This window comes from Nostoc sp. (assembly GCF_036917155.1).
Taxonomy (GTDB): domain Bacteria; phylum Cyanobacteriota; class Cyanobacteriia; order Cyanobacteriales; family Nostocaceae; genus Nostoc.
Map to the genome: position 1 here is coordinate 24958 of NZ_JBALDZ010000137.1, position 13270 is coordinate 38227.

Annotated in this window: 10 protein-coding genes; 5 read left to right on the top strand and 5 right to left on the bottom strand. The window is 43.0% G+C overall.

Going from position 1 to position 13270, the window contains the following annotated elements:
* Positions 1-91: 91 nt before the first annotated feature.
* The gene (locus V7K67_RS19000) at positions 92-2140 is read right to left on the bottom strand and encodes a potassium channel family protein (RefSeq protein ID WP_334732696.1); all 2049 of its coding nucleotides are present in this window, start codon (positions 2138-2140) and stop codon (positions 92-94) included.
* Positions 2141-2523: 383 nt separating this feature from the next.
* Here V7K67_RS19000 and modB point away from each other — a divergent pair, with 383 nt between their 5' ends.
* A complete protein-coding gene (gene modB / locus V7K67_RS19005) occupies positions 2524-4356 on the top strand; it encodes a molybdate ABC transporter permease subunit (protein ID WP_334732715.1) in 1833 nt (610 codons plus the stop codon).
* 1060 nt (positions 4357-5416) lie between these two features.
* Here modB and V7K67_RS19010 read toward each other — a convergent pair.
* Positions 5417-5788 carry a four-helix bundle copper-binding protein gene (locus V7K67_RS19010; RefSeq protein WP_334732716.1) on the bottom strand — a complete coding sequence of 124 codons (372 nt, stop codon included), beginning with the start codon at positions 5786-5788 and terminating at the stop codon, positions 5417-5419.
* Between the two features lie 477 nt (positions 5789-6265).
* Positions 6266-7456 (bottom strand): pyridoxal phosphate-dependent aminotransferase, encoded by a 1191-nt coding sequence (locus V7K67_RS19015; RefSeq protein ID WP_334732697.1) that lies wholly within the window; start codon positions 7454-7456, stop codon positions 6266-6268.
* A gap of 318 nt (positions 7457-7774) precedes the next feature.
* Between V7K67_RS19015 and V7K67_RS19020 the strand changes: the two genes are divergently transcribed.
* The gene (locus tag V7K67_RS19020; protein WP_334710118.1) at positions 7775-8374 is read left to right on the top strand and encodes an MBL fold metallo-hydrolase; all 600 of its coding nucleotides are present in this window, start codon (positions 7775-7777) and stop codon (positions 8372-8374) included.
* A 373-nt stretch (positions 8375-8747) separates the two neighbouring features.
* Here the strand turns inward: V7K67_RS19020 and msrB are convergent, their stop codons facing one another.
* Both msrB and V7K67_RS19030 read right to left on the bottom strand, forming a co-directional pair.
* Complete coding sequence (gene msrB, locus V7K67_RS19025; RefSeq protein WP_179067060.1) at positions 8748-9242, bottom strand: peptide-methionine (R)-S-oxide reductase MsrB; 495 nt, start codon at positions 9240-9242, stop codon at positions 8748-8750.
* A 304-nt stretch (positions 9243-9546) separates the two neighbouring features.
* Complete coding sequence (locus V7K67_RS19030; RefSeq protein ID WP_334732699.1) at positions 9547-10080, bottom strand: MgtC/SapB family protein; 534 nt, start codon at positions 10078-10080, stop codon at positions 9547-9549.
* Positions 10081-10594: 514 nt separating this feature from the next.
* Here V7K67_RS19030 and ssuD point away from each other — a divergent pair.
* From ssuD to ssuE, 3 genes are all read left to right on the top strand, one after another.
* Positions 10595-11755, top strand: coding sequence for an FMNH2-dependent alkanesulfonate monooxygenase (gene ssuD / locus V7K67_RS19035; RefSeq protein WP_334732701.1), 1161 nt, complete (start codon positions 10595-10597; stop codon positions 11753-11755).
* 27 nt (positions 11756-11782) lie between these two features.
* Positions 11783-12199: a beta-class carbonic anhydrase gene (locus V7K67_RS19040; RefSeq protein WP_334732702.1), complete on the top strand. Its 417-nt coding sequence runs from the start codon at positions 11783-11785 to the stop codon at positions 12197-12199.
* Positions 12200-12493: 294 nt separating this feature from the next.
* A complete protein-coding gene (gene ssuE / locus V7K67_RS19045) occupies positions 12494-13060 on the top strand; it encodes an NADPH-dependent FMN reductase (RefSeq protein WP_179066446.1) in 567 nt (188 codons plus the stop codon).
* Positions 13061-13270 lie beyond the last annotated feature (210 nt).

A 13270-nucleotide genomic window follows, 5' to 3' on the forward strand; every position in this document is an offset into this window, starting at 1 on the left:
ATCTATGCAGCAAGCCCAAAAATACCTCCCCTTTGCGATCTTAATCATAAGTCTTGAACTGGCCATGATATAACTTCTACTTGTAGGAGGTTTAAGGTTGCCCAATGAAGATTAAATTTGCCAAAACTTGGACTTTTGTTAACTCGCGCACGAGACGTTGAGCTTGATGTTTATAAAGTGGTATCGGCAACACTCCAGGCAAATTATTCATCCATTGCCTAGCGTTAGTGGAACTACATCCGGTAATCAAAACTATCTCTTCAGCACCATATATAATAGCATTTGTAGTCAGAGCTTTTTCAATCTGCACTTGCCAAAGACGAGGCAGCATTTCACCCCATTCAATTCGCTGCAAACTACTGCTTGTAGCTAAAACAATCAAGCGATCGCCAGCATCAAGCTTAACATCATACCAGGGCATTAAAGAGTAATTGTCTCGCTGATATTTCTGGTAGAGAATTGGTACAACACTGTAGCCAGAAGCTATTTCAGATAAAAGCAATCCATTTAGAGTATCGCCATCTTCAATTTTGTATTCCGTCACCATAACTATTTGCTCATTCAAGTGAAACAAGCTCAGAACATTTTCTCCAAAAGCCGCACAAGCAAAGACTTCTGCCGACAAAGCCGCGCCACATATAACTTGAGCATAGGGAAACAGAGGGGCGATATTATCACTAAATTGGCGGTCTTGAGAGCGGATAATCAAGGTAGTGGCGGGGTTCATTGCATGAGCCATCAAACCAATTTCCAGATTTTCCATATTATCGTCCCCAACTAAAATGATGCTTTTAGCATGGGAGAGATTCGCCTTAGTGAGTGCTTCGGTAGCATTACCAACGATAAGGGGCATATCGGGTAAAGTTTCTTGGTCAATAGTGGTAGGATGAATTCCTACTAACGGCTGGTTGAGTTCTTGCAAAAGAGCAGCTACTTTCTGCCCTAAGCGATTTAAGCCAACAATTACTAGATGGTTGCGTTGTGGTATGGGAGGACGGGAATTGAAAAAATGGAATCTTGAAGTGACCAGAGCATCAGTCAGCAGCGCATATAATACTCCCACGAAAGCTTGACCTGTCAACGTCATTCCCAGGCTAAAAAACCGCAACCACCAAGGCATATCGTCTGAGGGTTTTGGTTGCGATGCAAACTCAACACTGCCAAATAAATCTCCGTATCCTCCCAAGAGCAAAACTGCTGCCGCATAGAAAGCTTCTTGAATGGTAATGTCAGGATAATATAAGCGATAAAGAACTACTCCAACAAGCCATAGGATGAGTACAGTCATCGCATAGATTGTCGCAATTCGCCGGATTTGATTTTGGCTTTGGTAGTAAGATTGCCAAAATTGGGCTATTTTATCCTTGAGATTTTTTGTTGTGATGTTTTGAAGAAACTGTTGCCACTGCCACTTTTGGCTATGAGATTGCCGATGTTGCTCAGAGAAAGCTAAATCGTATGCCACATCAATATAAACTAGCGTGTCTCCTACCTGTACTTCTGCCTCTGGGTTCCAGCCAAACAATTCTTTGAGTGGGTTAGACGAAACAGGTCTATGACTCAAGATGCGGCGAGTTGTAAGATTGAGTCTATGTACTGGCTTGCCATTACACCAGCCATCCTTTGCTTGTACCTGATGCTTTATCACTTGCAACAGTTGCCCTTCTAAGGTGAAATATCCAATAGCTTCAGAGCCAAGGGCTGTTAGAGCGAAGGCATGAGCTGAAAGATGAGTGGGTTCAAAGGCAACAAAATTGCCGAGATTTTCCCACAGTAGTTTATTGAAATTTTGTTTGTCTGAACGTACAATCAAGCGGACGTGCGGATTAAGACGCCGTGCTGCAAAGGCAGCTTCTATATTTATCCGCTCATTTCTGGTTACTAAAAGTATTGAACGACACTGCCTTATACCTGCCTGCTCTAAAACACTTGGCTGGCGACAGTCTCCGATGATTAACTTTTCTAGTAAGTTAGGTACTTCTGGAACTTCCCAATGTTCGGGCTGCACATCCTCAATGGCGCTGACTTTAACATCGTATTCCTTGAGGATTGCAACGCAATGTTGCCCTAAACTTTTGAGTCCGCACACTAAGAAAAGGTCTTGGGGTTTTTTTTGATTGCTGGTAGGAGGAGGATGCACTTTCTGTTGACGGTAGCATTCAATACTGCTAACAGGATGTGTTTGCGAGGATTTTTACACTTTGGTAATTCCCAATAATTTTACCAGTTGGTTTCAAGATGAGTATCAAATGATAATAAACTGTATCTAATTCTGATATTTTATACCCAACTGAACGCGAATTTTGTTTAAAGTTTGGATAGTTTTTGGGATTTCCTTAGACATCTCCAGAAATTAAAGATGCGTTACCCAGAATCCTTGTAGAGACGTAGCAGTGCTACGTCTCTACATTCTTTTTCGGAGATGTCTCTTGATTGTGATGTAATTTACCAACTTTTTCTAACATATTAAAGCTAAAGTTGGTAAATTATGAATTAGTTGAGCTAATTCTTCCCCAGACAACTATGCCATTGGATTTATCGCCTCTTTGGATATCACTCAAAACTTCATTACTTGCCACATTTATCACCTTCTTTTTGGGTATCGCTGCTGCCTACTGGATGCTGGGATATCGTGGCAAAGGGAAATCGTTGATTGAGGGTATCTTTATTGCGCCCCTGATTTTACCGCCCACAGTTGTCGGGTTCTTGTTGCTGCTATTTTTTGGCAAAAATGGCCCTGTAGGAAAATTCATGGGGACTTTTGACTTCACCATCGTCTTTACTTGGTATGGTGCAGCGATCGCAGCCACCGTAGTTTCTTTCCCTTTAATGTATAAAACTGCACTGGGAGCCTTTGAACAAATAGATGGTAATCTGCTGCGAGTCGCTAGAACCCTTGGTGCAACTGAAACTACAATCTTTTGGCGGATCAGTTTACCCCTAGCACTACCGGGCATTGTCGCCGCCACAATGTTAGCTTTTGCCCGTGCTTTGGGAGAATTTGGCGCAACGTTGATGCTGGCTGGTAACATTCCAGGAGTTACGCAGACAATCCCAATGGCGATTTATTTTGCTGTGGAAGCGGGAGCAATGAATGAGGCTTGGTTTTGGGCGATCGTAATTATGGTGATTTCTCTCTCTGGAATTATTGCAGTTAACTTCTGGCAAGAATTGAGGGAAAAGAGGAGGGGAGGAGGAAGTGGGGAGCAGGGAGCGGGGAGTGCAGGGAGCAGGGAGCGGGGAGCAGGGGGAGAAATTCTTTATACTCCGCAATCTAGCTTTGAATCTGGTGGATTGTTTGTCAACATTGAAAAAATCCTTCCTAGCTTTGATTTAAAAGTTGCTTTCAATACTGATGAGCAACCCTTGGGATTGTTAGGAGGTTCTGGAGCAGGTAAGAGCATGATTTTGCGTTGCCTGGCGGGGATAGAAACACCCACAATCGGGCGGATAGTTTTAAATGACAGAGTTCTGTTTGACTCAGAACAAGGAATTAATTTACCCAGCCGTGATCGCCGCATTGGTTTTTTAGTGCAGAATTATGCCCTCTTTCCGCACATGAGTGTGGCGCAAAATATCGCTTTTGGCTTGCCCAAAAAACTATCGGCTGGGAGTATTCGGGTGCAGGTAGAGGAGCAACTAATCGCGATGCAGTTACAGGGATTAGGCGATCGCTATCCGCACCAACTCTCTGGGGGACAACAACAACGGGTAGCCTTAGCAAGAGCATTGGCAAGTCAACCGGAAGCATTACTTTTAGATGAGCCATTTTCCGCACTTGACACCCATCTACGTAGTCAATTAGAGGAGCAAATGACAGAAACTCTAGCTGACTACCAAGGTGTGACTCTATTTGTCACCCATAATATGGAAGAAGCTTATCGAATTTGCCCAAATCTGTTGGTATTGGAGCATGGTAGAGCCGTTCATTATGGTAGCAAATATGATATTTTCGAGCATCCTGCTACTGTGAGTGTTGCTCAACTCACTGGATGCAAAAACTTCTCCCGTGCTGTTCTCCAGTCATCGCAACAGGTGGAGGCAATTGATTGGGGTTGTACTCTGCAAGTAATTGAACCAATCAAGAGCGAATTATCCCACGTGGGTATTCGTGCCCATCAGTTCATTTTTACCAACGACTCATCACAGGAAAATACTTTTCCCTGCTGGGTAGTACGAACAAGTGAAACGCCCCATCGAATGACGTTGTTTCTCAAATTATATTCGGCTGGCAAAAATTCTCAAGATTATCATCTGCAAGCTGAAGTCTTCAAAGAAAAATGGGCGACGATGAAAGACCAGCCTTTTCCTTGGTATGTGCGTTTAGATCCTCTGCGCTTGATTTTGATGGCATAAACGCAGAGATGTATCGATAGGGGTTGATCGCACTCAAGCAAGAGTATATAGTCCAATACAGTTCAGATAGAGCAACAAAACCCTGATGTAGAGAGGCGATTTATCGCGTCTTCAAAGACCAATTAACCCTTAACCCAAGCATATTGGTATATAGTCCAATACGCTTGGGTTAAGGCTAAAACTCTTTGTCAAATTCAATTTTTTTAACGTAGACGCGGAGCGGCTTGCCGCAGGCTACCACCTTCTCTGCGAGAGGCTTTGCCAACGCGCAGCGTCTCGTAAGAGTTGGACGCAAAGGACGCAAAGAGAAGAAAGAAATGCTTAACTGAACTGTATTGGTATATAGTCAGGATTAAAGGAAGCCTTAGAGGTTGTTTGAAAAGTCTAATTTATTACTAGCCCTAGCGATTAGAAATCGCGGCTACACGAGACTTTACCCACCTCCGTGGGTTAAAAACTCTTGATCTTTCATGCTTTCCACGGAGGTAGACTTGGTTTGTGTAGTAGCGATTTCTAATCGCCCAAAACTTTTCAAACATCCTCTTAGAATTATCGGCAACAAAATAGTGAAAATTAAGAAAAGTTTGTGGTATCGTGCATTGTAAGCAATTTACCACAAACATTTTTAATGAATTCAATCCAAGCGTTGTGCCAGTCCAAGATTTTTCTGGTGATAGCTACGCACATCAGACATATCTTGCATTTGCAAGTCAGCCCGTTAGGTTATTCGCCTTGATTATAGATGTATTGCTTAAAACCTTTGTAAAAGGTCTGCTTGAGTGCTGAACTTATCCGTTTTTCAGGACACTTTTACTCTATTAGTTAAATTCAAGTATGTCGATGAGGATAACTTAAATAAAAGTTAAGGTTAATTCTTTAATAGGTTGAAAAAATTGGTTTAGGGACTTCCAAATAAAAAAATAATCAATCGTTTTGGGGAGACTTGGGAGAGATATTGCTACCTTGTCCCCCTGCTCCTTACTTCAAGCGCCCAGACCCCAAAGAGTCTGAGCGCTTGAATATTAGGTTGCAGAGAAACTTCTGCTAGATCGTCGTGGAATTATGCGGGCATCATCTGCATACTTTTGCAAGACTCTGCACACTTACGGCAAGCGGCAGCACATTCCATCATTTTCGCGTCATCGCTCATCATCTCACAGACCATTGCAGTGCGATCGCACATTTGGGCACAAAGCATACAAGTGCGTTCCATGAAATCAGAACCGCTCATCATCATATTCATACACATCATGCACATTTCAGAGCAATCGCGCATCATGCTCATCATGCTCATCATGCTCTTGTCCATGTGCTGACCACCTTTGCTCATACAATGAGTCATGGTTTCCATACACATTTTATGACAGTCCATACAAACATCCATGCAAGCCTGCATTTCTGGAGTCATGGTTTCAGTCATCATCATCATCATCATCGGAAATACCTCCTGATTTTTTGATGTATAGATAGTGTCCTTTCAGGGACTACTCATCACATTAGTCCTATCCTTTTAAAGAGTCAATGGGGCTTTTAATCCAGAATTTTTAAGCCTACTATCCCGATATAATTACCGGAAATTTCAACTAATTCTACACTAGCTTGGTGTTGTTTTTCTGGAGACTACTATACATTAAGCCTTGGAAACCCCCGTTGCGAAGTGGGGTTTTATTTGGCAAGTCAACTTTACATTGGGTATCGAAAGTTAGAGTCAAATCTAACTCGAAAATGATGTTATTTTTTTTAACAAATGAATGCTTAAATAAAGCATTTATTAACTTATATTAGCCATGCTTTATTAACTTATGTTAATTTGAAGATATATGTCCTGAAAAATCGTAATTAACCTAAAAAAAGATTACTTTAAAAAAAGCCATTTTCACAACTCATATAAGAGAGGAGAAGAAATATATTATAATATTGGCTGTAGATTTGATTGCAATTTTAGTAAGCGGTCGCTCGCTGTTTGTAATGTCTCAGGTCTTTTGCTGAAGCAAAATCTGATTAACGAATGTCCTTTTTCTGGTTGACTGAAAAAGCTGGAACCAGGAACTACAGCAACACCAATATTTTTAATCAGATGGTAAGTGAATTCAACATCTGTTTTATAGCCAAATTTGGAAATATCCGCAAGAACATAATAGGCTCCTTTGGGAACGAAATAGGGAATTCCAACTCGATCTAGAATTTGTAAAATACTGTCTCGCTTCTGGTGATAAAGTTTGGCCAGTTCTTCATAATAGGATGGTGGCAGTTGCATAGCAGCAACACCGGCTCGTTGCAATGGTGCAGGTGCGCCAACGGTGAGAAAATCATGAACTTTGCGAATCGCCCCTGTCAATTCGGGGTTTGCCAAAATGTAGCCGACTCGCCATCCAGTCACACTATAAGTTTTAGATAAACCGTTAATAGTAACGGTGCGTTCTTCCATACCGGGAAGGGTCGCGAGGGCAATATGTTGAGTGCCGTCATAGAGAATATGTTCGTAGATTTCATCCGTGAACGCTAAGACATCCCACTTTTGACAAAGTTCAGCAATTAGGGTGAGTTCTTCACGAGTGAAGACTTTACCTGTGGGATTGTGGGGTGTGTTGATAATAATCGCTTTAGTATTGGCATTGAAAGCTTGACGCAACTCTGCTTCATCAAATGTCCAATGAGGGGGATGGAGTGTCACGTAACGGGGTATAGCACCAGCTAAAATCGCATCAGGGCCGTAGTTTTCGTAATATGGCTCAAATACAATTACTTCGTCACCGGGATCAACTGTTGCTAGCATCACAGATGCCATTGCTTCTGTGGAACCACAGGTAACGGTGATTTGGGTTTCAGGATTAATATCTAAGCCGAGATACCAACAAACTTTGTTGGCGATCGCATGACGAAATGGGCGATCGCCCCAAGTAATGGCATACTGGTTCACATCCGCCTCTATTGCCTGATATGCTGCCTGTTTCAACTCCAAGGGACAAGAAAAATCAGGGAACCCCTGCGCCAGATTTACTGCATCGTGTTGCAATGCAACCCTGGTCATTTCTCGAATCACCGACTCTGTAAACTGTTCTGCCTTCGCTGATATTTTTTGGCGCTTAATTTCACTCACCCCTATACCTCCCTTGATCTCTGTTGCGATTATGCGGGAATTTCTATAAACCAGATAAAAATCATAAGATCGATAGATTTATCGTAGTATACTCAAAATCCAGATCCAGAGGGAAGGAGTAGGGAGATGAGGGAGATGAGGGAGATGAGGGAGATGAGGGAGATGAGGGAGATGAGGGAGATGAGGGAGTAGGGGAAGCAAACAGGGGAGAAGAACCAATGCCCAATGCCCAATGCCCAATGCCCAATTCCCTTATTATCTATATACTAAATTATTGAGATTAATAGTCAATTATCGAAGTACTGATCCAGAATCATCATGAAATCTTTGCACCGTCCCGATCTGTATAGCTGGTCTAATTTCAATCCGGCAAGAAATATTGATTTCAATGGGATTGCCTGGATTCGGCCAGATGGTAACATCTTGATTGACCCAGTAGCCCTATCAAACCATGATTGGAATCATCTGAAATCCCTCGGCGGTGTGGTTTGGATTGTGCTGACGAATTCCGAGCATATCAGGGCAAGTAAAGAAATAGCCGATCAAACTTATGCTAAGATAGCTGGCCCTCTAGCAGAAAAAGATACTTTTCCCCTACCTTGCGATCGCTGGCTATCTGATGGTGAAGAATTTGTCCCAGGACTAGAAGTGATTGAACTCCAAGGTTCTAAAACTCCTGGTGAATTGGCTCTATTACTAGAGGAGACAACTTTAATTACAGGGGATTTAGTCCGGGCACGAAAAGCCGGGAGCTTAACGATTTTACCAGATGACAAGCTGCTGAATCGAGAAGAGGCTGTTGCTTCTGTTCGCAGGTTGGCTCAACTGAGTCGGGTAGAAGCAGTACTGGTGGGCGATGGTTGGCCAGTATTTCGCGATGGACGCGATCGCTTGCAGGATCTTGTAGCGACATTGTAAATAATTAGGGTAGCACAGTTAACTGTGCTACCCTAAAGGCGATTGTGCTTCAAATAGATCAAAAAGGTTGTCAAAAGAAAATCAAACAACACAGTATCATGGTAGTCAGTAGCATTTAGATCTGATACTTTCTTTTTTGTTTTAAGAGAATATCAGATAAGCCACCTCCTGATTCCCTGATGGCAGAATGTTGAAGCTTTCACTGATTAACCTAGTTGGAGAACACTGATGTCGAAAGAAAGAAAAAGTAACAAAGAAGTTAAAAAACCTAAAAAAGATCCCAAAGACAAAAAGCAGAAACAAGAACCAAGCAAATAGGATGATTTAGGTTAGTAAGTCCGATATCTAGGACAGTCTACGCCTAAGCAACTTATCAAGCAGGAACAAACTTCAGCGAAACTCCGTTCATGCAGTAGCGCTTACCAGTCGGTGCAGGACCATCATCAAAAACATGACCTAGATGACCACCACAGCGACTACAATGTACTTCAGTTCTGGTCATAAACAACGACCTATCTACAGTTACAGCGATCGCACCTTCAATCGGATTGAAAAAGCTAGGCCAGCCAGTACCACTGTTAAATTTGGTATCAGATGTAAACAGTGGTAGTTCACACGCGGCGCAATAATAAGTGCCTTTGTCGTATTCCTTATCCAGTGGGCTGGTGTAAGGGCGTTCAGTTCCATGTTTACGCAATACATTAAACTGTTCTGGCGTTAAAATGGTGCGCCATTCTGATTCTGGTTTAGTAACTTCAAATCCACTCTGAGAAGTTGTCATCGCTTGTGACCCCCAATTGATATACCTTGATAAAAATGCTGTGCCGACTATGACTGCACCAGCCTGTAAAAAATACCGTTTGTCCATATATCTATTATTTTCTATTTTCCGGTTCACTGGACAATCAACTCCAGTACGGAATTCCCTACATGAATAACTATAATCAGCGATCGCTCTGAATTAGCCCTGATAAAATGATTAAAATTAGCTAAGAAACAACAAATAATTTTTCAAAGAAATACTAGTAGCGTATCAAGGCTAAAATGTTGCAAAAAAATTGTCGGTTGGGTGGAGGCTTTGCCAAAGCCTCCACCCAACCTACGTCTAATGCACTATTTTTTTGCTTGCCATGCCACTAGGCCCAAATCCGATCAATTGAGTATAACGATAGTCAATCGTCATCCTCATCAGAGGTGGTTGCTAGATCCTGAGTACTCCCATGTTTACCCTGACCAGTCATAAATACAAATGCGCGATTGAGGCGTTTTACCCCACTTAGGGTAATCAGAGTCAGTAAGCCTCCCAATAATCCCATTTGCCACAAACCACAACCAATTGCAGCCCCCAACCCGGCCGCAGTCCAGACACAGGCGGCTGTAGTTAAGCCTTTTACTTTTGGCGTCGCAGATTTTCTCGGAGACTCTTGTAAAATCAATCCGGCTCCAAGAAATCCGATCCCAGTAGCAACACCTTGAATTGTACGACTCAGTGCATTGGTAGCAGCATAGGGACTCTCGCCCTCAACCTGCAAAGGAATCATCACAAATAGTGCTGCTCCCATACTCACGAGCATAAATGTTCTCATTCCTGCCGGTCTACCCCCTTGCTGACGGTTAAATCCAATCAAGCAACCAACCAGGAGCGCCAAAGACAATCTAAACGCTATATGTGGCCAATCATTGGCAGCAATAAACATCGGCCCCATTGCCTTATTTCTCCTAGAGACAGAACGGAATTTTACGCCTATTGCCTGTGGGCTGGATGGCTACCCACGTTCATGGCTGAAAACCTAACCACAGCAAATTAATAAGCTTGACGTACATTAAGGTAAATTTAACAGAAGGTTATGGATAAGTAAACTAATATACACAAACCTGCAATTGGTGTATTCTTCCTAGAGACAGAAGGACTGGGGACTGGGGACTGGGGATTGGGGACTGGGGACTGGGGACTGGGGACTGGGGATTATTGAATAAATACTCTCCCTTGTCTCTTGTCCATGCCCAATGCCCAATGCCCAATGCCCAATGCCCAATGCCCAATGCCCAATTTTTCGATCGCTAGCTTATTGAACACCGCCTCATATACATTGGTCTGATAGGAATACCGGAGTTTTTGAAAACTTCTTGCTTGCTTAAGTAGAATTATGTGATACTCTAAAGCTAGAAATAAAGCACGGTATTTCTATAGGTTTACCGTAGTTTATAAGGACAGGATTCATGCAGCTACTATGGTTCATCCCAACCCACGGCGACGGACGTTACCTTGGAACGGCTACAGGTGGGCGGGCAGTAAGCTTTCCCTATCTGCGGCAGATAGCCCAAGCGGTGGATGACCTTGGTTATACAGGGGCATTGCTGCCCACTGGTCGTTCTTGCGAAGATGCTTGGATTATTGCGTCAACGTTGGTATCACTGACGCGACGGATGCGTTTTTTGGTGGCGATTCGTCCTGGCTTGGTATCGCCTGGAGTGGCAGCGCGGATGGCGGCGACTTTCGATCGCGTTTCTGAAGGACGCTTGCTGATAAATGTCGTGACAGGAGGCGATCCCGTGGAATTAGCGGGAGATGGCTTGCATTTGGATCACGATCAGCGCTATGAATTAACAGATGAATTTTTGACAGTATGGCGAGCGATCGCTAGTGGTGAACAAGCTAATTTCCAAGGCGACTATTTCAACATTCAGGATGGGAAACTACTGTTTCCATCTGTTCAGAAGCCGCATCCGCCCTTGTGGTTTGGCGGTTCCTCTCCTGTTGCTCAAAAAATTGCTGCTAAACATGTAGATGTTTATCTAACTTGGGGCGAACCACCAGCGCAAGTAGCCGAGAAGGTTGCATCAGTTCGCAGACTTGCAGAAGCAGAAGGCCGGACTTTGCGGTTTGGGATTCGCCTACATGTGATTGTGCGCGAAACCACGAGTGAAGCTTGGGATGCGGCAAATGAATTGATTAAGTATGTAGATGACGAAGCGATCGCTAAAGCTCAAAAAGCTTATGCTCGGATGGATTCAGTTGGACAACAGCGGATGACTCAACTCCACCACGGTAATCGTGAGGCATTAGAAATCAGTCCGAACCTATGGGCGGGAGTCGGTTTAGTACGGGGTGGTGCGGGAACAGCCTTAGTCGGCGATCCCCAAACTGTAGCAGCCAGAATATTGGAATATGCTGCTTTGGGTGTTGAGTCCTTTATCTTCTCTGGCTATCCCCATCTAGAGGAAGCTTATCGAGTTGCAGAACTGCTATTTCCTCACCTGCCATTAGAGAATCTGCCGACAGTGGAGAAGCAACATGTCTTAAGTCCATTTGGTGAGATTGTGGCGAATGAAGATTTCCCTAAGCAAAAGCCTCAAGAAAGAGCAACGTCCATATCCTAGTAATTAAGAACTAGGAGATTACCAACCATGCTGCACCAACAAATTGACCAAAAAATTTCAGAAAAAGAAGCTTGGGCATTGCGTCGTCAGTTGGGAATACCTAACAACAAACGCTTGTGGGTGCTAGCGTGCATGGATGAACGTTTACCTGTAGAGAAAGCATTAGGAATTGGTGAAGGAGATGCTCATATTTTCCGTAATGCTGGAGGCTTAGTGACAGATGATGCGATTCGGTCAGCGATGTTAACTACACAGTTTTTTGGCACCAAAGAAATCATCGTCATTAATCATACCGAATGTGGCATGATGACAGCATCAGGAGACTTTCTCAGTGAGGTATTGCGAAATCAAGGTATTGACGTGGATCAAGTTACTATCGATCCTGCTTTGCCAGAATTGAAGCTACCAAAAGGTGTTTTTTCCAAATGGATCAAAACTATATAGGTTATGTTGCTATCGGATATCTAAGCCGGGAAACTACCAAAAGGTGTTTTTTCCAAATGGATCAAAACGTTTACCGATGTAGATGAAATCTGTACACAGCAGGTGGAATTACTGCGTAATTCTCCTTTAATTCCCCAGGATGTAGTTATTCATGGCTACATTTGGGAAGTTGAGAGTATGAGGAAAGCGCCGTCCCTACAAACGTCTGAGTGAGAAAGTCAACACAGCATCAGCTATGCAGACCAAAACCACAAAACATACTCAACCCGTTTTAGAAATTGGGAGTTTAATTGAATGACTAATATTCTCGCGATCGCTGGTAGTCCTACCCATCCATCTAGAACTTACGGTCTTGTCGAATACACTGCCAAGCTTTTACAACAAGAAGGCCTGCATGTAGACATTATTTCAGTTCGAGATTTGCCTGCTGAAGATTTAGTTTTTGGACGTTACGACAGCCCAGCTTTAGAACAGCCAAAAGCTTTATTAGCAAAGGCAGATGGTGTGATTATTGCCACCCCTATTTACAAAGCTGCTTATACAGGAGTGCTAAAAACATTTCTAGATTTGCTGCCACAAAAATCATTAACAGGTAAACCCGTGTTACCAATTGCTTTGGGTGGAACGATCGCTCATTTATTGGCAATTGAATACGCCCTAAAACCTGTATTATCTGAATTAGGAGCGCGGCATATCCTAGCTACAGTTTATGCGGTAGACAAACAAATTCAACGACAAGCTGATAATAGTGTCTTGTTAGATGAGGAAATTGAGCAAAGACTCAAAGACGTTCTCAAGGAATTTGTGAAAGCCGCAGCTTATGATGCCGCAGCGCCTCAAGAATTGGTTCATGCCAATTAAATAATCAAGTTTATACCTCCGTTTGCTTGTAGCAGAGGGGTAATTTTTACCCATCTGTTACTTTTTTTTAAAAGTTAATCAGAGGAACATAAATTTATTCTCAGAAATTGCACTTTTATCGTAACTGCCTAGCTAGTAGTAATAGAGGAAAGGAAAACAGAGACATTACCTTCTAAAGCATCAGTAATAACTTCGAGGAGATTAAGACCA

Bases quoted from the DNA above. Each gene is read 5' to 3' on its own strand.
- modB (WP_334732715.1), top strand. From the start codon at position 2,524: ATGCCATTGGATTTATCGCCTCTTTGGATATCACTCAAAACTTCATTA.
- V7K67_RS19010 (WP_334732716.1), bottom strand. From the start codon at position 5,788: ATGATGATGATGATGACTGAAACCATGACTCCAGAAATGCAGGCTTGC.
- V7K67_RS19020 (WP_334710118.1), top strand. From the start codon at position 7,775: ATGAAATCTTTGCACCGTCCCGATCTGTATAGCTGGTCTAATTTCAAT.
- msrB (WP_179067060.1), bottom strand. From the start codon at position 9,242: ATGGACAAACGGTATTTTTTACAGGCTGGTGCAGTCATAGTCGGCACA.
- V7K67_RS19030 (WP_334732699.1), bottom strand. From the start codon at position 10,080: ATGGGGCCGATGTTTATTGCTGCCAATGATTGGCCACATATAGCGTTT.
- ssuD (WP_334732701.1), top strand. From the start codon at position 10,595: ATGCAGCTACTATGGTTCATCCCAACCCACGGCGACGGACGTTACCTT.
- V7K67_RS19040 (WP_334732702.1), top strand. From the start codon at position 11,783: ATGCTGCACCAACAAATTGACCAAAAAATTTCAGAAAAAGAAGCTTGG.
- ssuE (WP_179066446.1), top strand. From the start codon at position 12,494: ATGACTAATATTCTCGCGATCGCTGGTAGTCCTACCCATCCATCTAGA.